This is a genomic window from Pelagovum sp. HNIBRBA483 (assembly GCF_040931995.1).
In the GTDB taxonomy this organism is placed as follows: domain Bacteria; phylum Pseudomonadota; class Alphaproteobacteria; order Rhodobacterales; family Rhodobacteraceae; genus JAEPMR01.
In genome coordinates this window covers 1,424,749-1,450,157 of the sequence record NZ_CP162412.1, presented here as the reverse complement: position 1 = coordinate 1,450,157, position 25,409 = coordinate 1,424,749, and the positions used below count along the sequence as shown (strand labels likewise).

Below are 25,409 nucleotides of genomic sequence, written 5' to 3'. Positions count from 1 at the left end.
GATATTCAGCCAAGAGGAACACTCATGAGCACAGCTGACGTTCTCAATCTCATCAAGGACGAAGACGTCGAATACGTCGACATCCGTTTCACCGACCCGCGCGGCAAGCTTCAGCACGTCACCATCGTGTCTGATCTTGTTGACGAAGACTTCCTCGAGGAAGGCTTCATGTTCGACGGCTCCTCCATCGCTGGCTGGAAGTCCATCGATCAGTCCGACATGAAACTCATGCCCGACACCGAAAGCGCCTATGTGGACCCCTTCTACGCAGAAAAGACCATCTGTCTGCACTGCAACGTGGTCGAGCCCGACACCGGCGAAGCCTACGACCGTGACCCGCGCGGCACCGCAATGAAGGCCGAGGCCTACCTGAAGTCCTCCGGCATCGGCGATGCAGCCTTCTTCGGCCCCGAAGCTGAATTCTTCGTCTTCGACGATGTGCGCTTCTCCGTCACCATGAACAAAGTGTCCTACCAGGTCGATGCCATCGACGGCGCCTGGAACTCCGACACCGAGTACGAAATGGGCAACACCGGCCACCGTCCGGGCGTTAAGGGCGGCTACTTCCCCGTCAACCCGATCGACGATGCACAAGACATGCGCTCCGAAATGCTCTCCACCATGAAGCGGATGGGCATGAAGGTCGATAAGCACCACCACGAGGTGGCCTCCTGTCAGCACGAGCTGGGCCTGATCTTCGGCTCGCTCACCAAGCAGGCAGACGAGATTCAGAAGTACAAGTACGTCATCCACAACGTGGCACAGGCTTACGGCAAGTCGGCAACATTCATGCCGAAGCCGATCGCAGGTGACAACGGCACCGGCATGCACGTCAACATGTCGATCTGGAAAGACGGCAAGCCGCTCTTCGCTGGCGACAAATACGCCGATCTCTCCGATGAGGCTCTGTGGTTCATTGGCGGCATCCTGAAGCACGCGAAAGCGCTGAACGCCTTCACCAACCCGGCGACCAACTCCTACAAGCGTCTGATCCCCGGTTTCGAAGCCCCCGTGCTGCGCGCCTACTCCGCGCGCAACCGTTCCGGCTGCGTCCGTATTCCGTGGGCCGAAAGCCCGAAGGCAAAGCGCGTCGAGGCCCGCTTCCCCGATCCGGCAGCAAACCCGTATCTTGCTTTCTCGGCACTCCTGATGGCTGGCCTTGACGGCATCAAGAACAAGATCGATCCGGGCCCGGCTTCCGACAAGGACCTCTACGATCTTCCGCCGGAAGAACTGGCAGACATCCCGACCGTCTGCGCCAGCCTCCGCGAAGCGCTCGAAGAGCTCGAGAAGGATCACGAGTTCCTGCTGGCCGGTGACGTGTTCACCAAGGACCAGATCCAGGGCTATGTCGATCTTAAGTGGGAAGAGGTCTACGCCTACGAGCACACTCCGCACCCGATGGAATTCAAGCTTTACTACAGCTGCTAATTCCACAGCGGATACGCATACAAAAGGGCGCCTTCGGGCGCCCTTTTTCAATTTACGGCACCCTGCCCCGCGCCATCGCAGATCTCAATTTGCGCCTTGAGCAGCCAAACGCGGTCCGATCACGCCCCTCCACGGACCCGTCGTTTCTAGCCTCCCGCAGTCGTCACATTCGCGTCTCCAAGCGCCCACCGCGACCTGAAAAGAATCACTCCGCCGCGCACCCTTCACAGCCCACCACCGGCGTATTGTCGCCCCTCCGCAGACAATCATATTAAAAAACCGACAGGTATTCCCGTTTTGCGTGTATTTGCGACGATCGCTCACCCATGCCACATTCTGAACACCTTTGCGCAGCACCGAAACCGCGCGCGAAAACCGGATTCGGCCCCCATGCTTATATTTCATTCGGGAAACACTGTGCGCCAGACAAACCGATTGTCGCCAACTTGAACCTGTTCTTTTGGTCAACTGTTCTCGAAATTTCCACAGTTCGCGCCTAATCCCATCAAATTTGAATTGTTTACTAAGGTTGTCTCGTTTCACGGAGGAGTCCGATGAGCAGTTTCGCAACCAGTACGATCGCGGCCTTATGTTTTGTCAAAAAGCCGGATTTCGAGTTCCCCGACCTCACCCGCGATTTGGGTGAGGCCCTCAAGAGTGACCCGCGCATCAACTGCACCGCCTCCAGCAGCTATCAAGACTTCGCCGTGTACGATTTGACACCTATGCGCATCTGCCTCGCCTATTGCGATGTCGAGGCCGACTTCCCTGATGCCGAGGCCCGCCCCCCGATGGCGGCAAGCCTTGTGATCTCGGTAGGGCTGACCGGCGATTACGCAAAGGACGAGATCCTGTGCAAGGCGCGCGGTCGTCTCTGCCAGCGCTTGGTTGACCGCGTCGAAAGCCGCGCTCCCGGGGATGAATTGATCTGGCTCGATGTCGATGAGGTCTTCACCGAAGACGTCTACGACACGGTTCTTGAAAAGGTGTTCGATATGGCACGCGACAATATGGACGAACTGTCCGGAAAAGTAGCGGAGGTGCAAGACCCGACAGGCGAGCGCGCCGAAACGCTCTCCGCGATCAGCAATATCTGCGGTGATCTGTGGCCCGACCAGCCTCTTCCCAGCGTCCCCTCAGAGGCAACCGAGAAGACCCGCCGCCTCCGCGAGGCCATGAGCCCTGATGATCAACTCAACGAGCTCGCCGCACGCTTCGATGCCGAAATCGCCCAACGCGAGGCCCAAACCGAAGAATCCATTGCCCTTGCCGATGCCGAGGCCGAAGCAGAGGCTCGCGGCGACCATCCGGTTGTCACCGATGAGGACATGCACAATCTCTTCGCGGAAGAGAGCAAGAAAAATATCGTCGAAATGCCGAAGCCACGGCGCAAGTCCGAATGGGCCAATACCCCGCGCCCGCGCCGGAACCGCCTCGTGCTGCCCACATTCGACAACCGCGCCCAACCAAGCGTCGATGTCCAAGGCGTCCCGCATCCGCAGATGCCCCAATCCCGCCGTCAGGGGCCGATCTCGCCCAACACGGTTGCCCGTCCGGTGCTGCATGGCCGCGATCCGTCGCTCTCCATGTTCCGCGAGGCAATCTATAACGACGCCCCGCCGGAAGCCGCCAACGAGCGCAGCATCCCGCACCGCCTTGCGATCTATTCGATCAGCGCCTCGGTGCTGGCTTTCTCGCTGCCAGTTGGCGCTGCGATGATGACCTATTTCATGCTCGGCCGCGAAAGCCTCAACATGGCCGCCCGCGCGATGGCCGTGACCGGCACAGGGATCGGCTTCACCAATACAGAGATCGGCGCGCAACTAATCAGTATGCTCACCTGAGCCAGCTTCAACACGCCAAGTCACCAAAGGCGGGCGCTCTAGCCCGCCTTTTTTCGCGCAATTGTCGTATGGATAGAGAACACCACCGCTCCTGTACCGGGGAGTTTCAGCACCGTCTGCCGTTCGCTCCGCTCGTACTGCGGGTCACCGCTTGTATCGCGCGCGCCCTCGCCCTCGCGGCGCGGATGATGCAGCGCCGGATCATGATATTCCAATAAGTTTGCCCGCCAGATCGGCCGCCCCGGCTGCACGCCATCAAACAGCCTCTGCACCCGCGCCGCGATTGACGGATCATAGTCAGGTACCGGCGCATGGATGCGCAGCAAGGGCCGGCCGATCTTTTCCGCCAGCGTCCAGCTCGCCGGAAAGCACAGCAGCGCCCCCTTCAGCACATGTTCATCACCCTCTTTCATCAAGAGGCAGAAATCCTCCTGCACAAGCGCCGCAAGCGTCCGCAACGGGCGGCGCGGGTCAGGGTCCACAAGCTTCCCGTCAGGGCGCCGAATGCCGCCCGCCTCCAGCTTGAAGTCATTGCGCATCGCTATTTCGGCCAGCACCACCGTCAGCAGCTCTGCCGCTGCATCCTGCGCCTCGGGCAGCAGCGCCAGAACATCCGCCTCTCGCTTGCGCAAAAGCCGCGCTTTTTCGGCCAGTTGCGCCTCATACGCCTCGTCTACCCGCAGCCATTCCCCTGGTGCAACCTGCTGCATCTTCGGCAGGCCCACCGCCGCGACCTCGCGTTGCTGGGCGGGTATTTCTCGTTGCAATACGGGCGGGCGCGTCACGGCGGGCCTCCTCTTTTGGTGTCAAATCAGAACAGGAAATGACGGTTTCTTGCAGGACGCCCGCAAAATCCGCGCGCATCATTTCCGCATATTCCTATCAGCGGATGCTCCCATGAACAGCCCCTATCGTGACCGGCGCAAGATCGACCCGACCCGTGGCGACACGCTCGGCGACAACACCCCCAACGATGCCGACCGCATCGAAATCGGCCCGACCCAGCTTGCCTACCGCGAATGGGAGGCCGCTGGCCTCGCGCTTCCCGATCTTCAGGCCATGCGCCGGTACCGTTGGGAACGGCTCACCGCCCATGTGGTCGCCCGCGGCTACGGCGGCCTTCTCATGTTCGACCCGCTGAATATCCGCTACGCCACCGATTCCACCAATATGCAGCTCTGGAACACCCACAACCCGTTCCGCGCCGTGCTCCTCTGCGCTGACGGCTACATGGTGATCTGGGATTACAAGAACTCGCCCTTCCTCTCCACCTTCAACCCGCTCGTGCGCGAACAGCGCTCCGGCGCGGATCTCTTCTACTTCGATCGGGGCGATAAGGTGGACGTGGCTGCCGATACTTTCTCCAACGAAGTGCGGCTCCTGATCGAGGAACACGGCGGCGGCAACATGCGCCTCGCCGTCGACAAGATCATGCTGCACGGCCTGCGCGCGCTTGAGGCACAAGGCTTCACCATCATGGAAGGCGAGGAAGTCACCGAGAAATCCCGCGCCGTCAAAGGGCCGGACGAGATCAAGGCCATGCGCTGCGCCTCCCATGCCTGCGAAACCGCCGTCGCCGCGATGGAGCATTCCGCCCGCGAGGAGGTGCCGCGCGGCAATGTGTCCGAAGATGACATCTGGGCCGTCTTGCACGCCGAAAACATCCGGCGCGGCGGCGAATGGATCGAAACACGTCTCCTGACCTCCGGCCCTCGCACCAACCCGTGGTTTCAGGAATGCGGTGGCCGTATCGTCAATAACAACGAGATCGTCAGCTTCGACACTGATCTCGTCGGCTCCTACGGCATCTGCGTCGATATTTCCCGCAGCTGGTGGATAGGCGACCGCCCGCCACCACCCGCGATGGTCGACACGATGAAACACGCCCACGAGCACATCATGACCAACATGCAAATGCTCCGCCCCGGCGTGAATATCCAAGACCTCTCCCGCAACAGCCACCGCCTGCGCCCCGAATTTCAAAAGCAGAAATACGGCTGCCTTATGCATGGCGTGGGCCTTTGTGACGAGTGGCCCCTCGTCGCCTACCCCGATCAGATGGTCGAAGGCGCCTTTGACTACGAACTGGAACCGGGCATGACCCTCTGCGTCGAGGTGCTCGCCAGCCCCGAAGGCGGCGATTTCTCCATCAAGCTCGAAGATCAGGTCTTGATCACCGAGGACGGTTTCGAAAACCTGACAAAATACCCCTTCGATCCGCGATTGATGGGCGAGGCTTAGACGTTACGCGGCGGCGGCGGCTCCCAGCCGCCCCGCCATCACGCGGCTGAGGATCAGCATGATACCCGCAGCCGCGAGGCACGCCTCCACGCCGCCCCACTGGTAGCACAGGCCCGACAGCAGCGTCCCCGCCAGCCGCCCGCCTGCATTCGCCATGTAGTAAAACCCCACATCCATCGTCACCCGCTCCGCCTCGGCAAAGGCGAGGATGAGGTAGGAATGCACCGCCGAATTCAGCGCGAACGCGGCACCAAATGCCAAAAGCCCCAGCACCAGTATCATCGTCAGCCACAGCGGTGCGCCCGGCACCAGCCACACCAGCACTGCCAGCACAATCGGCACCACGGCCAGCCCCAAGACCAGCCGCTGCGCGGTTGCGATCAGCGCATCAGCACCCAGCTCCCGCGCCCGCAACAAGCGCGGCGCATTGGCCTGCACCACGCCATAGAGCACGGTCCACACCGCCATAAACCCACCGATCATGAAAAACGCCGCGCGGTTGCCCTCCGGCGTCCCATCCGACAGCACTACATAGAAATAAATCGGAATGCCCACCACAAACCACACATCCCGCGCGCCGAACAGAAACAGCCGCGCCGCGCTCAGCCAATTGATGTCGCGGGATTTGGAGATCACTTCCTTCAGCTTCACCCCCTTCTTCCCCGCAGGCAGGCCCGCCGGCATGAACAACACAACGCCCAGCAAGATCGCCGCCAGCACTGCCGCCATGCCCCATACGGCGGCATCAAACCCCGCCAGCGCCAAAAGCCCCGCACCCAAGAGGAACCCCGCCCCCTTCACCGCGTTCTTCGATCCCGTGAGCACGGCCACCCAGCGGAACAACCCGCCCTCGCCCGTCGGCGCCAGCAGTTTCACCGCCGATTTCGCGCTGGTCTTGGAGAGGTCTTTCGCTACACCCGAAAGCCCCTGCACCAGCATTACATAGATCACCGATGCCCCGATGCTCCATCCCGCGTCCAACTGCGCCAACAGCACCAACGCCACGATCTGTAGCCCCAATCCTGCGTAAAGCGTCCGCACCATGCCAAACCGCGCTGCAAGCCACCCCGCGCCAAGGTTTGTCACCATGCCCGCGATCTCATACAGCACAAAGAGGTAAGCCAACTGCACCGGCGAAAAGCCCAGCTTATGGAAATGCAGCAGCACCAACATCCGCAACGCGCCATCACTGAGCATGAACGCCCAGTATGCCGCCGTCACCGTCAGATAGGCGGCAAGCCCGGCCCTCGGCGGCGCTGCCGTCACAGGCTGTCCCTCACCAGCATCGCCACATCAACCAAGCGGTGCGCGTAACCCCATTCATTGTCATACCACGCATAGATCTTCACTTGCGTGCCATTGATCACCATCGTCGAGGGCGCATCCACGATCGACGACCGCGCGTCGTTCACATAATCGGTCGACACCAGCGGCCGTGTCTCGTAGCCCAGAATGCCTTTCAATTCACCCGCAGCGGCGGCCTCGAACAGCGCGTTCACTTCCTCAACGGTCGTCTCCCGCGCCACTTCGAACACACAGTCGGTGAGTGAGGCATTCAATAGCGGCACCCGCACCGCATGGCCGTTCAAACGCCCCTTAAGCTCTGGGTAGATCAGCGTAATCGCCGTGGCGCTGCCCGTCGTCGTGGGGATCAGCGCATTCACGCCGGAACGCGCGCGGCGCAGGTCTTTTGCGGGGCGGTCCACAATCGTTTGGGTGTTCGTAAGATCATGGATCGTGGTGATTGATCCATGCGTGATGCCCAAGCCCTCGTGGATCACCTTCACCACCGGCGCGAGGCAATTCGTCGTACAACTCGCCGCCGTGACGATCTGGTGCGCGGCAGTGTCATAGACCTCGTTGTTCACACCATAGACGATATTCGCCGTGGGGCCGTCTTTGACCGGTGCCGACACGACAACCTTTTTTACACCTGCTGCAAAATAGGGCGCGAGCGCGGCTTCCGTCTTGAACACGCCCGTGCAGTCGATGACCATATCCACGCCATCGAGTGGCAAATCCTCGATCCGCCGCGCATTATGCACCGGCAACCGCCGCCCGTTGATCGTGATACCCGTCTCGTCAGCGCCGAATTCGGCATCCCACCGCCCGTGCACGGTGTCGAACTCTAGCAAATGCGCGTGCATCGCCGGATCACCCACCGCATCGTTGATCCACGCGATCTCCGCGCCGGTTTCCAACAGCTGCTTCAGCGCCAGTTTTCCAATCCGGCCCAATCCGTTCAGTGCAATTTTGGTCACGTCATTTCCTTTTCCATCGCGAGCGCATCCAGCTCGTATTGTATTGTGCGCCGGTCCAGCCGGTGCAGCGGCAGCGCGGTAAAGGCCGCTATCCGGCTGCGAAGCGCGCCATAAACTTCCTGAAAGGCAAGCGCGCGCTCTGCCTCGGTTCCTGTCGCCTTCACCGGATCGGGCTGCCCCCAATGCGCTGAAATCGGCTGACCGGGCCATGCCGGGCAATCCTCATTCGCCGCCCGATCACAAACGGTAAACACGAAATCCATCTGCGGCGCGCCCGCGCGACGGAATTCCTCCACATGCTTGGCCCGCAAGCCGCTCACGTCATGCCCCTTGAGGGCCAACAGCCGCAGCGCATCTGGGTTCAATTCTGAATAAGGCTGGGTTCCTGCCGAATGCACGTTGAACCACACACCGCCCAAATCCCGCAACAAGACTTCGGCCATGATCGACCGTGCCGAATTTCCGGTACACAAAAACAAAACGTCAAACACCGCGCCAGCCATGTCCGTGCCCTCATCTGCCCCCGCGCCGGTCTTATCAGATCCGGTCGCACAAAGGTCCGGGCGGCCACGGCAGCAATCCTGATAGAGCGCGCGAACCATCCCGTCCGCTCCGTCTAGATCAACTTTGTAAAAAAGAGATGTCGCTTCCCGCCTCTGCCCGATCAGCCCTGCCGCCCTGAGGGACGCAAGATAATCAGACAAAGTGCTCGGCCGTAGATCGAGCGCTGCCGCGATTTCCCCCGCTGGCACCGCGTCAGGGTAGCGCCGCATCAGCAGGCGAAAGACCGCGAGTCGCCCCTCATGGCCCAACGTCGATAACTGTGTGATGAGTGTATTTTCCATATTTCGCGAATTACCGAAATAATATCGAAAGCACAAGCCCCTTTCGAAGAGTCGCCCCCAAAAATCAGTCTGCCGTCAGCAATCCTTCCACATCGGCATAGGTACTGATCCGTAGCCACCGCTCGAATGTCCGCTCGAGCCGCGCTTCCCCGCTCATAAATAGCCGGTCCTCCGCAATCTCCCGCGCGGCAGACCGCCGCCCCAGATAAATGCCCGTGAGCACCTGCACCGATGTTTCGATGAACAGATCCACCTCGAACCCCGGATCAGAGACACACAGCTCCACCGGCGCATCGGGCTTGATCATCAGCCAGTATGTACTGGCAGGCGACGTGGCATCGGTAAAATTGAATCGCATGACGATCCGGCGTTTCGGCAATGCCGCCTGATTGATCCGCCGGTGAACGGTCCACATCAACACATCCGCATCGCGATCCTCCAGCGCGATCTCAGCCGTAATATGCCGCTGCGCCCACCGCGCCAGCCCTTGCAGGATCGGGTCCAGTTCCGCGGCCTTATTGGTGCGGATGTAGTCAATGGCACCACTGGCCGGATCCGCGACCCGCTCCACCAACCCGTTCTCCTGCATTTCCTTCAGTCGTTTTGCCAGCAGCGTCGGCGAAATTCCGGGCAGGCCGCGCCGGATCTCGTTGAACCGTGTCGAGCCATCCCAAAGCTCGCCCAATATCTGGATCGTCCAGCGCGGGTTCAGCACTTCGGTCGCCTTGGATGTCGGGCAAAACAGTCCGTACGGTCGGTCACTCATCGAACGCCTCCTCGGTCGGATCGGGGCTTCAACCCTAACGACCCAAGGCAAACGCGGCCAGTACAGCTTTTGTATCAGGTTTGGTTCACCTTCTACACTGCCCTGTTGCATCGCGCATCCGGCAGTCTGTCCGCATGACCTTATTCCCCCAACTCCAGTTGAAAGGACAGATCATGACCCAGCACAGCATCCCGAATACGAACCGCCCCACATTCCACATGGAACGTCTGCGCATGGTTCTCTCGCACGGCGCGGCACTTTTGGCCGTCGTCCGCGCACGGGCCACAACCCGCACAGCACTGGCCGACCTCTCAGAAGAGATGTTGCGCGATATCGCGCTCACACCCGATGACACCGATGCACGGCTTGGCGATATCCACAACCGCCGCGCCGAACGCAGGGGGAACTGGTAGGCGCCCGCCTACTCGCCCCTTAGCACCGCCGAAACCGGCACCAGACCAACCTGGTTGGCGCGGTCCGATCCGCTCCACAGCATCAGCGCCGTGATCGTTTCGGCTCTCAGCCGCCCAAGCACAACAATGCCGCTCTGCTGCCGCGCACGGAACGCGGCTTGATCAAGGAACCGCCGGATCACCCGCGCATCTTGTGTTGTCTCTCCCAGATCACGATACACCTCCACAGCCGGAAGCCCCGCCTCCCCTGCATAGCGCATCGGCGTTGCCAACCCTTCGCTCAGCGCAACCAAACCGCGTCCGTCGCGGGCCAGCCGGTCTGCCAAATAGCGGCTCACATCAGCGGTCACAGTCCCACCCATCACGTTGCCACGGGTGAGCAAGCCGATGTGTTCACCAAGCACCGCGTCGGCGGTTTCGACAGCCGCCATCCCGTCCGAAACGGCCGCCCCTTCAGGCAGGTCAGCCAGCGCCAGAATTTCGATACCCGCTTCCCGATAGGCTTGCGCGCGGCGCGTGGCGTCCGCGGCACTGGGATTCAGAACAACCGAGATCGGGAACGGGATCGCTCCAACAACAGTTGCCGCGCTTGGCAAGCGCCCGTCATCCATCAACACAACGGACATGCGCGGCAATCCCGCCGCATCGCGCGGCACCGCGGCCGCGTACCGCTCAAGCGGCGCGGGTACGCCCGCCATTTCGTCGGCTGCTGCGCTGTCATCATCACTTTCCGGCCGTCTGACGACAACCGCGCCCGACCCCTCCGGCAAAACGCTGGCGGCGGTTCCCGTCAATCCCACTTCTGGCGCGTCTCCGGTGGTGGTGGTATTTGTAGGCTCTTGCGGGGTTTCCGGCGCTACAGGAGCCGCCGCGCCCACCTCCGGCTCGGCAACGCTGGCTTCCGGCACCACGGGAAGGGAATCCTCCTCCGGCGTCACGACGGCCAGCGTCCCGCCTTGCGGCGCGGTGGTCCCAAGCGGGCTTTCCATCTCTTCCGCGATTTCGGGAAGTTCCGGCGCGGTGATTTCTTCAGCCGTATCCGCGCCGCCCAGTCCGGGCAAGGCAACGGGCCGGCTCGTCGCATCCACCTCCGGCGCGGCACCCTCACCCGCATCGGGCGCAGTCGGTGCGGTGGGGGTCGCAGCAGGCGCAAGCACGGGTGCGCTGTCCTCCGCCATCGACGGCGCATCACCCAAGGATGGGCTGGACATCACCGCCTCCGCTGCGGGCTGCGCAGGCTCGGCCGCATCTGCCAGCGGCGGGGATGCCGCTGCCGCAGGTTCGGTGGCCGCATCAGGCAGAGCTTCATTTTCCGGGGCTGCGGGCGCTTCGGGTGCTTGCCCCGCAGCAATGGCAACAGGCGCGGCAGCCTCCGGCAAATCGCCCACATCGGCAGCGCTTTCAGGGGCACTTAAGCCATTCTCGTTTGCGCTTTCCGGCTCGGGCGACAGATCAGGCGCCGGCGCGGGGGCCTGATCCGCAACCGGAGCACCCGCTTCGGCCTCCGGCGCAACAACATCCGGTATCGTTGCGGGTTGCACCGGATCAGCGTCCGGTTGCGCAGGCGCCGTGACAGGCGCGCTCTCGGGCGTCGGCGCGCCCATGACCTCGGGCGCATCAACCTGAGGCGCTTGCGGCGGTTCCCGCCCCGGCGGCTGTGGCGCCACAACCGAAAGCACCACCACCCCCAGAACCGCAACCACGGCCCCGAAGAAAACTCCGCTGATCAGTCCTCTCAACACGCTTCGGACCTCGCCCCTTGCACTTGCCTGCTTACAGTGTTTTCACCGCTTGGCCTTGACCTTTGTTCCCGTCGCGGCCCATGTATGCCCAGACTATAATCCGGCCCGGCGGTCCGACGGTAGCCCCCAATTTCTCTCGAAGGGTCACTTATGCTGCTCTTGATCGATAACTACGACAGTTTCACCTATAATCTCGTGCATTATCTGGGCGAGCTGGGCGCCGATGTGGTGGTCCGCCGCAACGATGCGCTGACCGTGCAAGATGCGATTGGGTTGAAGCCCGAGATGATCCTCCTCTCCCCCGGCCCTTGCGATCCGGCGCAAGCGGGCATCTGCCTTGCTCTGACCCAAGCCGCCGCCGAAACCCGCACCCCCCTGATGGGCGTCTGCCTCGGCCACCAGACAATTGGCGAGGCATTCGGCGGCAAAGTCGTGCGCTGCCACGAAATCGTCCACGGCAAGATGGGCCAGATGCACCACGCGGGCAAAAGCGTGTTCACAGGCCTGCCCAGCCCCTTTGAAGCGACCCGCTACCACAGTCTCGTCGTCGAGCGTGACAGCCTGCCCGATTGCCTTGAGGTCACGTCGTGGCTGGAGGACGGCACCATCATGGGCCTCTCTCATAAAGAGCTGCCAATCCACGGCGTGCAATTCCACCCCGAAAGCATCGCCAGCCAGCACGGGCACCAGCTTCTCCAGAACTTTCTCGATCTCGCAAAGGAACCGGCATGAGCGACGCGATGAAACCCCTGATCTCCGCCGCCTCCGAAGGGCCGCTCACCCGCGCACAGGCCGAAGCCGCTTTTGAAGAACTCTTCGAAGGAACCGCCACCGCCGCCCAAATCGGCGGCTTGCTCATGGCGCTGCGCACACGCGGCGAAAGCGTGACTGAATATGCCGCCGCCGCCGCCGTGATGCGCGCCAAATGCGTGCCGGTGTACGCACCCGCTGGCGCGATGGATATTGTCGGCACTGGCGGAGACGGGATCGGTACGCTTAACATCTCCACCGCCACCGCCTTCGTGGTCGCAGGCGCAGGGGTGCCGGTGGCCAAGCACGGCAACCGCAACCTGTCGTCCAAATCCGGCGCGGCTGATGCGCTCGGGCAGATGGGAATTAACGTCATGGTCGGCGCTGATGTGGTCGAGCGTGGCATCCGCGAGGCCGGCATCGGCTTCATGATGGCCCCGATGCACCACCCCGCGATCAAACATGTCATGCCCGCGCGGCAGGAACTCGGCTGCAAAACGATCTTCAACATCCTCGGGCCGCTCACCAACCCCGCTGGCGTCAAGCGCCAGCTCACCGGCGCCTTCGCCAGCGATCTTCTGGTGCCTATGGCCGAAACCCTGAAGGCGCTTGGTTCCGAAAAAGCATGGCTGGTTTTCGGTCATGACGGCACCGACGAAGTCTCGATCACCGGCGCCACCTCCGTGGCCAAGCTGGAGAACGGCACCGTGACCGAAGGCGAACTTCACCCCGAAGACGCTGGCCTCCCTGTCCACCCGCTTTCTGCTATTCTGGGCGGCAGCCCCGAGGAGAACGGCAAAGCCTTCGCCGCCCTCCTCGACGGTGCCAAGAACGCGTATCGCGACGCTGTCTTGCTAAACGCCGCCGCCGCGCTCGTGGTCGCAGACCGTGCGCCATCGCTGGCAGAAGGCGTCGCCGTCGCCGCCGAAAGCATCGACTCCGGCGCTGCCCGCCGCGCCGTTGAAACCCTCGCGAAAATCACCCAAGAGGCCGCATGACCGCTACCATTCTCGACAAGATCAAAGCATACAAGCTCGAAGAGGTCGCCGCCCGCAAGGCGCAAACGCCCTTGGCCGAGGTCGAAGCCCGCGCGAAAGAAGCCTCAGCGCCGCGCGGCTTCGCCAATGCATTGCAGGAGGCATCCCGCACCGGCTACGGCCTTATCGCAGAAATCAAGAAGGCCAGCCCGTCCAAAGGGCTGATCCGCCCTGATTTCGATCCGCCCGCATTGGCCCGCGCCTACGAGGAAGGCGGCGCGACCTGCCTGTCGATCCTCACCGATACGCCCAGCTTTCAAGGCGCTGACAGCTACCTGACAGACGCCCGCGCCGCCGTCTCCCTGCCTGCACTGCGCAAGGATTTTATGTATGACACCTATCAGGTGGCCGAGGCCCGTGCGCTGCACGCCGATTGCATCCTGATCATTCTCGCCTCCGTCTCGGACGCCCAAGCCGCAGAGCTTGAAGCCGCCGCCTATGAATGGGGCATGGACGTGCTGCTCGAGGTCCACGACGCCGAAGAGCTAGAACGTGCCGCCAAGCTCAAATCACCGCTGATGGGTATCAACAACCGCAATCTCAAAACCTTCGACGTCACGCTCGACACCACGCGCACCCTCTCGCGCCTCGTGCCTGAAGATCGCCTAATCGTCTGCGAAAGCGGGCTTTTCACCCCCGATGACCTTGCCGATATGGCCCGCTACGGCGCGCGCACCTTCCTCATCGGCGAAAGCCTGATGCGCAAGGACGACGTGGCCGAGGCGACCCGCACCCTCCTCGCCAATCCACTCCGCGCAGGGGGGCAGTGATGTCTGACGGAAAGCTCACCCATTTCGACGATGGCGGCAAAGCACATATGGTCGATGTCTCCGGCAAGCCGGTGACAAACCGCATCGCCGTGGCCGAAGGCGCGATCCAGATGAGTGCCGAAACCCTCGCGCTCGTCACCGAAGGCCGCGCTGAGAAGGGCGACGTTCTGGGCATCGCCCGTCTCGCAGGCATCATGGGCGCCAAGAAAACCGCCGATCTGATCCCGCTCTGCCATCCGCTACCGATCACCAAGGTCGCCCTCGACCTCACGCCCGACGCCGCCCTCCCCGGCATCCGCATCACGGCGACAGTGAAAACCTCCGGTCAAACCGGCGTCGAAATGGAAGCCCTCACCGCCGTCTCCACTGCGGCCCTCACCGTCTACGACATGGTCAAAGCCGTGCAAAAGGACATGGTCATCCGCGACATCCGCCTCCGCCTGAAAGAAGGCGGCAAATCCGGAAGGTTCGAAGCAGAATGATCTCCGTCGCGCAGGCGCTTGATCACCTTTTCGCCCTTGCCCCTGTGCTGGGCGTGGAGGACGTGCCACTGGCCGAGGCCTCGGGCCGCGTCCTTGCCCGCCCGCTGACCGCCCGCCTGACGCAACCGCCCTTCCCAGCCTCGGCAATGGATGGCTACGCCGTCCGCGCCGCTGACGTTGCCACCGGCGCAGCCCTTACCGTCATAGGTGAAAGCGCCGCAGGGCATGGCTTTTCAGGCAGCGTGACCGTCGGCAAAGCCGTCCGCATCTTCACCGGCGCGCCGGTTCCAGAAGGCGCCGACAAGGTCGTTTTGCAAGAGGACGTCACCCGCACAGGCGACAGCATCACCCTCGGGCCGGATATCGGCGACGGCGCCAACATCCGCCCTGCCGGAGCCGATTTCGCAGAGGGCACCCCGTTCGCCGCGCCGCACCTCCTCCGCCCCGCCGATATCGCCCTTCTGGCGTCGATGAACCACGCCACCGTGCCCGTCTACCGCCAGCCAGAGGTCGCCATCATCGCCACGGGCGACGAACTGGTCCAACCGGGCGAAACCCCCGGCCCCGACCAAATCATCGCCTCCAACGCATTGGGCCTCGCCGCCCTCCTGCGCGAACATGGGGCGCGTCCCCGCCTCCTGCCGATCGCCCGCGATACCGAAAGCGCCCTGCGCCTCACCTTCGAGATGGCCCAAGGGGCCGATCTCATCGTGACAATCGGCGGCGCATCGGTGGGGGATCATGATCTCGTGGGCAAGGTCGCGTCCGACCTCGGCATGGGCCGCGCATTTTACAAAATCGCCATGCGTCCCGGCAAACCGCTGATGGCGGGAACGCTGTCCGGCGCGATGATGGTCGGGCTGCCGGGCAATCCCGTTTCCTCACTGGTCTGCGGCCATGTGTTCCTGCGCCCCGTGATCCGCGCGATGCAGGGCCTGCCGCGCGCCGCGCTGCCGCGCCAAACCGCTCCTGTGGGCCGCGACATCGCCGCCAACGGCCCCCGCGAGCACTACATGCGCGCCCGCCTCGAAGAAGGCCGCGTCATCCCGTTCGAGCGGCAAGACAGCGCACTCCTCACCGTTCTCGCCACGGCTGATTGCCTCCTTGTCCGCCCGCCGCACGATCCAGCTCAGCCCGCAGGCACGCCCGTTTCAATCATCCGGCTTTAGCGCAATTTTATCCACCCGATTGACACAAAACGGGAACATGGGTAGAACAATTGCAAAACCAATGGCCCAAGCGCCCCGAGCAGCCGGAGACAGCCCATGCTAACCAAGAAGCAACTGGACCTTCTCGAATTCATCCACCGCCGCGTCCAGCGCGATGGTGTGCCGCCCTCGTTCGACGAGATGAAGGAGGCACTCGACCTGCGGTCCAAATCCGGCATTCACCGCCTGATTACTGCGCTTGAGGAACGTGGCTATATCCGCCGCCTTGCGCATCGCGCCCGCGCGCTTGAGATCATCCGCATGCCCGAAGCACTGGAAAAGCGTCTCGGCAGCGGCTTCACCCCCCGCGTGATCGACGGCGACCGCCCCGATCAAACCCCCGCCAACGCCCTGCCGGTCGAGCAGGCCGGCGCGCTGGAGCTGCCCGTCATGGGGCGCATCGCCGCTGGTGTCCCGATCGAGGCGATTTCCGAAGTGTCCCACAATGTCGCTGTTCCCCAGTCGATGATCGGGCGCGGCCACCATTACGCGCTCGAAGTTAAGGGCGACTCGATGATCAACGCCGGCATCAATAACGGTGATGTCGTGATCATCCGCGAAACGAGCACAGCCGATGACGGCCAGATCGTCGTCGCTTTGGTCGAGGGGCAGGAAGCCACGTTGAAAACCCTGCGCCGCGCCAATGGCATGATCGCGCTCGAGGCCGCGAACCCCGCCTATGAGACCCGCCTCCTGCGCGATGATCAGGTGAAGATTCAGGGCCGCCTCGTCGGATTATTGCGCACCTACTGATCTCGCTGATCATTATGCCAAAGCCGCCGCCCCGCCATCGCGCGGGCGGTGATAACCCGCACCCCTTCCACGCCGGGGAACAGCGCAAGTGCGCCAGTCTGCCATAACCGCGCCGCGTCATAGCGGTCGCAGGGCCGTGTTGGGATTGGATCAACCGTATTGGCGATGAGCACATCCGCGCCGCCGCACCCCCCGTCCAGCGCGGCCAAGGCTTGCTTCCTCGTCACCAAAACAATCCGCTGTCCGCTCTCCATATCGAGCGTGATCCGCCGTCCGTCCCGTCGTAGCTCGTCACGGCCCGCAGCCAGTTCCTGCGGCACCGGCGCGCCGTCATTCTCTAACCAAATATCGGCGGCAAACCCGTCGCCCCGCGGCTTGGAGAGCACCCGCCCTTCCGGCCCGAGCCAGCCGATCAACCCGCCCGTATCCGAAACCAGCACCAGCGGGCGCGGCGTCTGCGCCCAAATCAACACGGCTCCCGCCACCACCAACACCCCTGCATGCCGCAAACGCCCGCGCCACAGCAGCCACCAGAGCGCACCCGCGGCAAACAGAGGCAAGACAACCGGCGCAGGTGCCTTTACATACCGCACAGCGCCCGGCAGCTCCGCAAACACCCGCGCCACGGCCAAGATCCAATCAATGCCAATGGCCATGACCCATAGGCCAAGCGCCTCGGCCCCGAACAACGCGCCGAACCCCGCCACCAGCGCACCGGGCATCACCACCGCCCCCATCACCGGCACCGCCAGCACATTCGCCAACAGGCCATATTGCGCGCTCATATTGAAATGCGCCAAAGCCACCGGCGCGGTCGCCAGCCCCGCGATCAGCGAGGAGGCCGCAACCCCGCCGCCCCATCGCACGATCCAGGGCCACCGCGCCGCCCTTTGCATCACCCCCCGCCCCCGCTCGAACCCTGCCACCAGCGCGACCGTCGCCGCGAAAGACATCTGGAACCCCGGCCCCAGCAGCTCCTCTGGCCGCCGCAGCAACACCAGCAATGCCGCCACCGCCACCGCCCGTAACGAGATCGCCCGCGTCCCCGCGAACACCGCGCCAAACATGATCGCCACCATCACGAAGGCCCGCTCCGTCGCCACATTGCCGCCTGACAGCACGAGGTACCCCGCCCCCGCCAACACCGCCGCCAGCGCCGCGCCCTTTCGCTGCCGGTCTGGCCCACCAAGCCGCCTGCCAGATATCAGCGCCGCCGCCAGCACAAAGCGCCGCAGCATGACGAAGACACCTCCGGTCAGTAGCCCCATATGCAGTCCCGAAATCGCCAAAAGATGCGCCAGATTTGAGCGTCTAAGCGCTTCCGTCGCCTCCGTGGGGATGGCGGAACGGTCGCCCGTGATGATCGCAGCGGCGAAGGCCCCTGCGCTCTCCGGCATGTTTGCAATGATCGCGGCGGCAAACCGCGTGCGCAGCCGCGTCAGCCAGAGCTTCGCCCCTCCTTCAGGCGGCCACAACATCAAGACAGGCACCCGCGTATACCCTACCGCGCCCAACTGGTCGAACCACGCCGCGCGGCGAAAGTCATATCCCCCCGGCTCTACCGGCCCTGCGGGCGGCGATAGATGCGCAGTCGTGATCACCACCATCCCCGGTTCTGGCGCGATGAACCCCTGCTGCCCGTGCAGCGAGAGCCGCACCCGTTCCGGCGTGTCGGCAAATGGCATATCGCCCAAGATCACGCGATCCAGTGTCAACCGCACGGCATCTGAAGCGGAGCGGTCAATCGCCACGATCCGCCCCTCTACCGGCCCGTAAAAGCGGTACTCCAGCACCGGCCCCGCCACCGCCTGCGCCCGCAGCGCGGCGATAACAAGCCCCAGCGCCACCACGGCCCCCGCCCGCGGCAACAGGCACCACGGGCTTGGCAATAGCCGATCCACGGCAAAACCGAGCACAACCAGCCCAGCCCAACCGGCAATCCACGGCTCCTCCGCCAGCCCGAAATAGGCCCCGATCCCACAGGCCAGCAGCACCGGCGCCCAGAGCAGCAACCGCCCGCGCTGCGTTTCCAAACGCACCGCCATCCAGCCCGCCAAACCGCTCATTGCGCGCCCTTGTCCTTACCTGCGCGGCCTAGTATCCCGCATCAACGCCATGCTATCCGGCGCAGAGTTATCGAAAGGTAAACGCATGTCCGCAGATCTTCCCGTCGTCACCCGCTTCGCTCCTTCGCCGACCGGCGCGTTGCATATCGGCGGCGCACGCACGGCGCTGTTCAACTGGCTCTTCGCCCGCGGGCGCGGCGGCAAGTTCCTGTTGCGGATCGAAGACACGGACAAATCCCGCTCCACCCCCGAGAACCGTCAGGCGATTCTCGACGGGCTGACATGGCTGGGCCTCGATTGGGATGGCGAGCCGATCAGCCAAGCCGAACGCGCCGACCGCCACGCCGAAGTCGCGCACCAGCTTCTGGCCGAGGGCAAAGCCTATAAATGTTTCTCCACCCCCGAGGAGATCGACGCCGCCCGCGAAGCCGCGCGCGCCGAGGGCCGTTCTACGCTCTTCCGCTCGCCTTGGCGCGACGCGGATCCATCCACCCACCCCGATGCGCCCTACGCGGTGCGGATCAAGGCCCCGCGCGACGGCAAGACAACCCTGTCCGACGCCGTGCAAGGCGATGTCACATGGTCCAACGACCAGATCGACGACATGATTCTCCTGCGTTCTGATGGCTCTCCCGTCTATATGCTTGCAGTTGTGGTCGATGATCACGACATGGGCGTCACCCACATCATCCGTGGCGACGACCACCTCGCCAATGCCTTCCGCCAAAACCTGATCTACGAAGCTATGGGTTGGGCAAAGCCCGTGCTCGCCCATATCCCGCTGATCTTTGGGCCGGATGGCAAAAAGCTCTCCAAACGCCACGGCGCGACCGGCGCCGCCGAATATCAGCACATGGGCTATCCGGCGGCGGGGATGCGCAATTACCTCGCCCGCCTCGGCTGGAGCCACGGCGATGACGAATTTTTTACCGATGCGCAGGCGCAGGAGTGGTTCGGGCTTGAGGGCATCGGCAAATCACCCGCCCGTTTCGACTTCAAGAAACTCGCGAATATCTGCGGCCAGCACATCGCCGCCGGAGACGATGCTGCACTGCTGCATGAATTGGAGGGATTTAACGCCGCCACCGGCAACCCGCCCTTCAGCGACGCCCAACGCGACGGGTTGTCTCGCGCGATGTACTGCCTCAAAGACCGCGCCAAGACCTTTCCTGAACTCATTGAAAAGGCTCACTTTATCCTCGCGTCTCGGCCATTGGAGATCGACGAGAAAGCGGCCGCGCAACTGGATTCTGTATCCCGTGGTATACTGTCGGAATTGACGCCGCAGCTGCAAAGTGCTAGCTGGGATCGCGAAGAGTTGGAAGCGCTTGTTGCCGCCCTTGCAGAGCAACACGACACCAAGCTTGGAAAACTCGCCGGTCCCTTACGGGCCGCGCTGGCCGGGCGCTCAGTATCCCCCAGCGTTTTCGATATGATGCTAGTCCTCGGGCGGGGGGAGACAATCGCCCGGCTGGAGGAGGCAACCGCCTAAGAACACCGTCCTAATCAGACGTTAAGGGCTAAGGCAGTATGCAGAAACACCCTGCGCCACATCCCGTGGGCAGGCACGAGACGGGGATATAGAGATGGCAGAAAACACCAAAACCGCGAAGCTGACGATTGACGGCAAAGAATACGAATTGCCCATCCATTCGCCTTCCGCGGGACCGGATGTCATCGACATCCGCAAGCTCTACGCGCAGGCGGGCGTGTTCACATATGATCCGGGCTTCACCTCGACCGCGTCGTGCGATTCTACCATAACGTTTATTGACGGTGACAAGGGCGAGCTGCTGCACCGTGGCTACCCGATTGACCAGCTGGCCTCGAAATCGCATTTCCTCGAGGTCGCGTTCACCCTGCTTTACGGCTACCTGCCAAGCGCTGACGAATTGGAAAAGTTCGAAAGCCTCGTGACCAATCACACGATGATCCACGAGCAGATGCACTACTTCTTCCGTGGCTTCCGACGCGACGCACACCCGATGGCAACCATGGTTGGCGTCGTCGGTGCCATGTCGGCCTTCTACCACGATTCAACCGACATCAACGATCAGCACCAGCGCGAAGTCGCGTCGATCCGCCTGATCGCCAAAATGCCGACGATCGCCGCGATGGCCTACAAGTATTCCATCGGCCAGCCGTTCGTCTATCCGCGCAACGATCTCGATTACGCATCGAACTTCCTGCACATGTGCTTCGCCGTTCCGGCAGAAGAATATCAGGTGAACCCGATCCTCGCCCGCGCGATGGACCGCATCTTCACCCTGCATGCTGATCACGAGCAAAACGCCTCGACCTCGACCGTGCGTCTTGCCTCCTCATCGGGCGCAAACCCGTTCGCCTGTATCGCGGCGGGCATCGCTTGCCTCTGGGGTCCTGCGCACGGCGGCGCCAATCAGGCCTGCCTCGAAATGCTGCGCGAGATCGGCACCGTGGACCGCATCCCCGAATATATCGCCCGCGCCAAGGACAAGAGCGACCCGTTCCGCCTGATGGGCTTCGGGCACCGCGTCTACAAGAACTTCGACCCCCGCGCGAAGGTGATGAAAGAGAGCGCCGACGAAGTTCTTGCGCTTTTAGGAATCGAGAACAACCCGACGCTTCAGGTCGCCAAGGAACTGGAGCGCATCGCGCTGGAAGACCCCTACTTCGCTGAAAAGAAGCTCTATCCGAACGTGGATTTCTATTCCGGCATCATCCTCGATGCGATGGGCTTCCCGACCTCGATGTTCACCCCGATCTTCGCTCTGGCCCGCACCGTCGGCTGGATCTCCCAGTGGAAAGAACAGCTTGCGGACCCACAGTTGAAAATCGGTCGCCCCCGTCAGCTCTATCTGGGCGACACGGCGCGCGATTACGTCAACATCGAAGACCGCTAGGATTTCAGGGCCGCCCTCGGGTGGCCCTTTCCTTTTCCAATGACGGTTCTCCACACCCCCCGCCTACGTTTACGCCCAGCAGAAATGGCGGATCTCGCGGCCTTCCACGTTATCCTCTCGAACCCACGCGCCATGCGCTACTGGTCCACCCTCCCGCATGAGAGCCTCGCCATCAGCCGCGACTGGCTCACCCGTATGCGGCACGGCACACAGCCTGATTTCGTGATCGAGCATCGGGGTCAGGTCATTGGCAAGGCTGGCGCCTACGGCTTGCCCGAGGTGGGTTTTCTCCTCCACCCCGCTGCGTGGGGCCAAGGCATCGCGACCGAGGCTATGACCGCCATCATCGCCCATGTGTTCACCGTCACCGATACGGACCACCTCACAGCCGATGTCGATCCCCGCAACACCGCCTCCCGCCGCGTGCTGGGAAAGCTGGGCTTTCACGAAACCCACCGCGCCTCCCGTACCTTCCTGCTGGGAGACGAATGGTGTGATAGCGTCTACTACCGTCTGGACCGTGACTAGAGGAGCGTGAACGCCAGCCCGCCAGAACGGACAGGCGCTCCCGCGGCGGGCCTCCATTCCATGCCTAAAATGAACTGAGCGCCTAGCGCCCCTCGAACTGGGCAGGCCGCTTCTGCGAAAACGCCAGCACACCTTCCTTGAAGTCGCGCGTCTTGGCGCATTTGCCCTGCAAGCGTGCTTCAAGCAGGAACTGCTCCTCAAGATCGTTCTTCCACGTCGCGCGCATCGCTTCCTTGATGTACTTGTAAGTCTCGCTCGGCCCGCCCGCCAAATGCCGCGCACGGGTCCACCAATGGGCGGCAAAATCCTCTTGTTCGACAACCTCGTAAATCATTCCCCAATCACAGGCCTGCCGCGCGGTGATCCTGTCTGCAAACAGCATCGCGCCCATTGCCCGCGCATGCCCGATCTGGCGAGGCAAAAGATACGTTCCGGCCGAATCCGGTATCAGCCCGATGCGCGAAAACGCCTGAACAAAGAACGCCTCTTCGCTGGCAATTGCCACATCGGCCAACAGCGCCAGAATGGCTCCTGCCCCCGCCGCAGCGCCATTCACCGCAGCAATCGTGGGGATCTCACAATTTTGCAAAGCGCGCGCCATCGGCAGATATTCGTCACGCAGAACCCGTTCCAGATCGAGGCTCGACAACCGCCCGCTATCACCCAGATCCTGCCCCGAGCAAAACGCCGTTCCGGCACCCGTCATCACCAGCGCCCGCGCCTCTTTCTCGGCACGGCGCACCGCATGGGTAATCTCTGCCCGCATCTGCGTGGAAAGCGCATTCATCACTTCGGGACGGTTCAGCGTTATGATCGCCACGTCGTCCCGCACTTCATAACCGATTGCCTGATACATACTGGTTCGCCTTCCATGCCATGCGCTTTGCTCGCGTGACAGGTAGTAAACCAAACGGTTCAGAAAAGCCCTTGTGACGTTACGGCTCGAGAATTTCTTCCAGCCGTTTCTTTTCTGCATCGCTCAAGGCGTCCGGCTGCGCACCACGCGCCTGCCCGCGCCGCCGGATCGTGCCCCATCCGATACCCAAAGCCACCAGCAGCATCGCAGGGGCCGCCAGCCACAGGATCAGGTTTGCACCGCCCGTATCGGGCTTCAGAAGCACAAATTCGCCGTAGCGAGCAACGATAAAGTCCACGACCTCCTGATCGCTGTCGCCTTCCACAAGACGCTCGCGCAGCAGGATACGCAGGTCACGGCTGATCGGCGCGTTGGATTCGTCGATGCTCTCGTTCTGGCACACAGGGCAGCGCAGCCCCTTGGAAATCTCCCGCGCGCGCAGCTCCAACGCCGGATCATCCAGCACCTCGTCCGGCTGCACCGCGAAAACAGGCGTCGCAATCAACGCGATGATCAGAAGCAGCGCCCTCATTCCGCCGGAACCGCATTGCGTGGCCGCTTCGCCGCGCCTGCCGCCACCCGCAAACGCCTGTCACTCAACGATACCAATCCACCAAGCGCCATCAGGATCGCGCCTCCCCAAATCCAGTTCGCGAAGGGCTTGATATAGGTCCGCACAGCCCAGCCGCCGCCGGTTTGCGGATCACCGATCACCAGATAGATGTCCCGCAAAATCCCGTTGCGAATGGCCGCTTCCGTGGTGGGCATTCCGGCTACCGGATAAACACGCTTTTCAGGCCGCAGCACCGTCACTTCGCGCCCGTCACGCCAAACAGCCATCACCGCCTGCGTCGAAACGTAATTCGGTCCCTGCACCCGCTCGACGCCGCGCAGCTCTATCTCCCAACCGGCCACGTCAAAACGCTCGCCCTCCTTGGCCACGCGGATGTCCTCCACCTGCCAAGCGGTCAGCGCCGCGACCCCAAAAATGGTAATGCCCAGCCCCGCATGGGCAATGAACTTGCCCCAATCCGCGCGCGGCAGCCGCACCAAGCGGCCCAGCCTGTCAGCAACCGCGCCGCGCCCGCTGCGGCTCCACAGGTCGAATGCCGCACCCAGCACCACCCATACGCCCAGCATCACGCCAACCGGCCCCAACGCGCTTTTGCCGGTTTGCAGCGCCCATGTCAGCGCACCAGCCGCCAGCGCCAGCAATAATACATAGCGCAACTGCGCCACCGCGCGGCCCAGATTGCCGCGCTTCCATGCCAGCATCGCCCCCGGCGGCAGGATCACCGCCAGCCCGACGAAAAACGGCGTAAACGCCGCGTCAAAGAAAGGCGGCCCGACCGACAGCACCCGCCCCATGAGCATTTCCGCGATCAAGGGCCAGATCGTGCCGATGAAAACGACAAAAGCACTCACCGCCAACAGGATATTGTTCAGCACCAGCGCACTTTCACGGCTCACCGTCGAAAAAGCCCCCTTCGACTCCATCGCACCGGCGCGCAGGGAATAAAGCACCAGCGCCCCGCCAAGAAACACCGCCAGAATAATCAGGATAAAAACGCCCCGCTCAGGGTCATTGGCGAACGCATGCACACTGGTCAAAACGCCCGAGCGCACGATGAACGTCCCCAAAAGCGAGAAGCCGAACGCCAGAATCGCAAGCAAAATGGTCCAGCTTTTCAGCGTTTCGCGCTTTTCCACGACGATGGCCGAATGCAACAGCGCCGCCGCCAAAAGCCACGGCATGAAAGACGCATTCTCAACCGGATCCCAGAACCAGAAACCGCCCCAGCCCAGCTCATAATAGGCCCACCACGACCCGAGCGCGATGCCGATGGTCAGGAACAACCACGCCGCCAGCGTCCACGGCCGCACCCACCGCGCCCATGCCGCATCCACACGGCCTTCGATCAGCGCAGCCACAGCGAATGAAAACGCCATGCTCAGCCCCACATAACCGAGATAGAGGAACGGCGGATGAAACGCCAAGCCCGGATCTTGTAGCAGCGGGTTCAGGTCTTGCCCGTCCAGCGGCGGATAGGCGAGCCGCAAAAACGGATTGGAGGTGAAAAGGATGAACGCCAGAAACGCCACGCCAATCGCCGCCTGAACCGAGAGCACCCGCGCCTTCAACCGCTCCGGCAGATTGCCACCAAACCATGCCGCCGAGGCACCGAACAGCGCCAGCGTCAAAATCCACAACAGCATCGAGCCTTCGTGGTTCCCCCACACGCCCGTCACCTTGTAGAGCATCGGCTTCGAGCTGTGCGAGTTCTGGAACACCAGATTAAGCGAAAAATCCGAGACGACGAACGCATATGTCAGTGCCGCGAAGGACACCGCCAGAAGGCCAAACTGCGTCACGGCAGCAGTGTCTCCCACCGCCATCCAGCTCCGCCAGCCTTTGTGAGCGCCGATCATCGGCACGATCATCTGAACAATGGCCACAATAAAGGCCAGAATCAGCGCGAAATGTCCAAGTTCTGTAATCATGCCCCTTTCTTAATGCATAGCGCGGCAGGGCC

The 25,409-nt window shown here is 62.7% G+C and carries 23 protein-coding genes; 13 read left to right on the top strand and 10 right to left on the bottom strand.

Annotated elements, in window-relative coordinates; all coding sequences use genetic code 11:
- The first annotated feature begins 24 nt into the window (after nt 1-24).
- A complete protein-coding gene (glnA, locus tag AB1E42_RS07150) occupies nt 25-1,431 on the top strand; it encodes a type I glutamate--ammonia ligase (RefSeq protein ID WP_368346298.1) in 1,407 nt (468 codons plus the stop codon).
- Between the two features lie 554 nt (nt 1,432-1,985).
- On the top strand, nt 1,986-3,275 hold the full coding sequence (locus tag AB1E42_RS07145; protein ID WP_368346297.1) for a hypothetical protein: 1,290 nt from the start codon (nt 1,986-1,988) through the stop codon (nt 3,273-3,275).
- 38 nt (nt 3,276-3,313) lie between these two features.
- On the opposite strand, the gene AB1E42_RS07140 is transcribed toward AB1E42_RS07145, so the two are convergent.
- Nucleotides 3,314-4,060 carry a DUF3445 domain-containing protein gene (locus tag AB1E42_RS07140; protein WP_368346296.1) on the bottom strand — a complete coding sequence of 249 codons (747 nt, stop codon included), beginning with the start codon at nt 4,058-4,060 and terminating at the stop codon, nt 3,314-3,316.
- 112 nt (nt 4,061-4,172) lie between these two features.
- Here AB1E42_RS07140 and dddP point away from each other — a divergent pair, with 112 nt between their 5' ends.
- Nucleotides 4,173-5,516 (top strand): dimethylsulfonioproprionate lyase DddP, encoded by a 1,344-nt coding sequence (gene dddP / locus AB1E42_RS07135; protein ID WP_368346295.1) that lies wholly within the window; start codon nt 4,173-4,175, stop codon nt 5,514-5,516.
- Between the two features lie 3 nt (nt 5,517-5,519).
- Here dddP and arsJ read toward each other — a convergent pair whose 3' ends face one another.
- From arsJ to AB1E42_RS07115, 4 genes are all read right to left on the bottom strand, one after another.
- Nucleotides 5,520-6,782 (bottom strand): organoarsenical effux MFS transporter ArsJ, encoded by a 1,263-nt coding sequence (gene arsJ, locus AB1E42_RS07130; RefSeq protein ID WP_368346294.1) that lies wholly within the window; start codon nt 6,780-6,782, stop codon nt 5,520-5,522.
- The gene (locus AB1E42_RS07125; RefSeq protein WP_368346293.1) at nt 6,779-7,777 is read right to left on the bottom strand and encodes an ArsJ-associated glyceraldehyde-3-phosphate dehydrogenase; all 999 of its coding nucleotides are present in this window, start codon (nt 7,775-7,777) and stop codon (nt 6,779-6,781) included. The genes arsJ and AB1E42_RS07125 overlap by 4 nt, the downstream gene beginning before the upstream one ends.
- Nucleotides 7,774-8,622 carry a helix-turn-helix domain-containing protein gene (locus tag AB1E42_RS07120; protein ID WP_368346292.1) on the bottom strand — a complete coding sequence of 283 codons (849 nt, stop codon included), beginning with the start codon at nt 8,620-8,622 and terminating at the stop codon, nt 7,774-7,776. The genes AB1E42_RS07125 and AB1E42_RS07120 overlap by 4 nt, the downstream gene beginning before the upstream one ends.
- Before the next feature lie 64 nt (nt 8,623-8,686).
- Nucleotides 8,687-9,388, bottom strand: a complete 702-nt coding sequence (locus AB1E42_RS07115) for a winged helix-turn-helix transcriptional regulator (protein ID WP_368346291.1) — start codon at nt 9,386-9,388, stop codon at nt 8,687-8,689.
- A 173-nt stretch (nt 9,389-9,561) separates the two neighbouring features.
- Between AB1E42_RS07115 and AB1E42_RS07110 the strand changes: the two genes are divergently transcribed.
- Nucleotides 9,562-9,801: a DUF1127 domain-containing protein gene (locus AB1E42_RS07110; RefSeq protein WP_368346290.1), complete on the top strand. Its 240-nt coding sequence runs from the start codon at nt 9,562-9,564 to the stop codon at nt 9,799-9,801.
- 8 nt (nt 9,802-9,809) lie between these two features.
- Here AB1E42_RS07110 and AB1E42_RS07105 read toward each other — a convergent pair whose 3' ends face one another.
- Entirely contained in the window at nt 9,810-11,543 is a 1,734-nt protein-coding gene (locus AB1E42_RS07105) for a divergent polysaccharide deacetylase family protein (protein WP_368346289.1), read from the bottom strand.
- Between the two features lie 150 nt (nt 11,544-11,693).
- Here AB1E42_RS07105 and AB1E42_RS07100 point away from each other — a divergent pair, with 150 nt between their 5' ends.
- From AB1E42_RS07100 to lexA, 6 genes are all read left to right on the top strand, one after another.
- On the top strand, nt 11,694-12,275 hold the full coding sequence (locus tag AB1E42_RS07100; protein WP_368346288.1) for an aminodeoxychorismate/anthranilate synthase component II: 582 nt from the start codon (nt 11,694-11,696) through the stop codon (nt 12,273-12,275).
- Nucleotides 12,272-13,291, top strand: a complete 1,020-nt coding sequence (gene trpD, locus AB1E42_RS07095; protein WP_368346287.1) for an anthranilate phosphoribosyltransferase — start codon at nt 12,272-12,274, stop codon at nt 13,289-13,291. The genes AB1E42_RS07100 and trpD overlap by 4 nt, the downstream gene beginning before the upstream one ends.
- Entirely contained in the window at nt 13,288-14,100 is an 813-nt protein-coding gene (trpC, locus tag AB1E42_RS07090) for an indole-3-glycerol phosphate synthase TrpC (RefSeq protein WP_368346286.1), read from the top strand. The genes trpD and trpC overlap by 4 nt, the downstream gene beginning before the upstream one ends.
- Entirely contained in the window at nt 14,100-14,582 is a 483-nt protein-coding gene (gene moaC / locus AB1E42_RS07085) for a cyclic pyranopterin monophosphate synthase MoaC (RefSeq protein WP_368346285.1), read from the top strand. The genes trpC and moaC overlap by 1 nt, the downstream gene beginning before the upstream one ends.
- Nucleotides 14,579-15,751 carry a gephyrin-like molybdotransferase Glp gene (glp, locus tag AB1E42_RS07080; protein ID WP_368346284.1) on the top strand — a complete coding sequence of 391 codons (1,173 nt, stop codon included), beginning with the start codon at nt 14,579-14,581 and terminating at the stop codon, nt 15,749-15,751. The genes moaC and glp overlap by 4 nt, the downstream gene beginning before the upstream one ends.
- A 96-nt stretch (nt 15,752-15,847) precedes the next feature.
- Nucleotides 15,848-16,543, top strand: coding sequence for a transcriptional repressor LexA (gene lexA, locus AB1E42_RS07075; RefSeq protein ID WP_368346283.1), 696 nt, complete (start codon nt 15,848-15,850; stop codon nt 16,541-16,543).
- Here lexA and AB1E42_RS07070 read toward each other — a convergent pair.
- Complete coding sequence (locus AB1E42_RS07070; RefSeq protein ID WP_368346282.1) at nt 16,537-18,609, bottom strand: ComEC/Rec2 family competence protein; 2,073 nt, start codon at nt 18,607-18,609, stop codon at nt 16,537-16,539. The genes lexA and AB1E42_RS07070 overlap by 7 nt on opposite strands.
- Before the next feature lie 85 nt (nt 18,610-18,694).
- On the opposite strand from AB1E42_RS07070, the gene gltX reads away from it, so the two are divergent.
- From gltX to AB1E42_RS07055, 3 genes are all read left to right on the top strand, one after another.
- The gene (gene gltX / locus AB1E42_RS07065) at nt 18,695-20,101 is read left to right on the top strand and encodes a glutamate--tRNA ligase (protein WP_368346281.1); all 1,407 of its coding nucleotides are present in this window, start codon (nt 18,695-18,697) and stop codon (nt 20,099-20,101) included.
- A gap of 94 nt (nt 20,102-20,195) precedes the next feature.
- Nucleotides 20,196-21,491 carry a citrate synthase gene (locus tag AB1E42_RS07060; RefSeq protein WP_368346280.1) on the top strand — a complete coding sequence of 432 codons (1,296 nt, stop codon included), beginning with the start codon at nt 20,196-20,198 and terminating at the stop codon, nt 21,489-21,491.
- Between the two features lie 84 nt (nt 21,492-21,575).
- Entirely contained in the window at nt 21,576-22,019 is a 444-nt protein-coding gene (locus tag AB1E42_RS07055) for a GNAT family N-acetyltransferase (protein WP_368346279.1), read from the top strand.
- 82 nt (nt 22,020-22,101) lie between these two features.
- Here AB1E42_RS07055 and AB1E42_RS07050 read toward each other — a convergent pair whose 3' ends face one another.
- From AB1E42_RS07050 to AB1E42_RS07040, 3 genes are all read right to left on the bottom strand, one after another.
- The gene (locus AB1E42_RS07050) at nt 22,102-22,875 is read right to left on the bottom strand and encodes an enoyl-CoA hydratase-related protein (RefSeq protein WP_368346278.1); all 774 of its coding nucleotides are present in this window, start codon (nt 22,873-22,875) and stop codon (nt 22,102-22,104) included.
- 79 nt (nt 22,876-22,954) lie between these two features.
- Nucleotides 22,955-23,407, bottom strand: a complete 453-nt coding sequence (locus AB1E42_RS07045) for a cytochrome c-type biogenesis protein CcmH (RefSeq protein WP_368346277.1) — start codon at nt 23,405-23,407, stop codon at nt 22,955-22,957.
- Nucleotides 23,404-25,377, bottom strand: a complete 1,974-nt coding sequence (locus tag AB1E42_RS07040; protein ID WP_368346276.1) for a heme lyase CcmF/NrfE family subunit — start codon at nt 25,375-25,377, stop codon at nt 23,404-23,406. Before AB1E42_RS07040 ends, AB1E42_RS07045 begins: the two co-directional genes overlap by 4 nt.
- Nucleotides 25,378-25,409 lie beyond the last annotated feature (32 nt).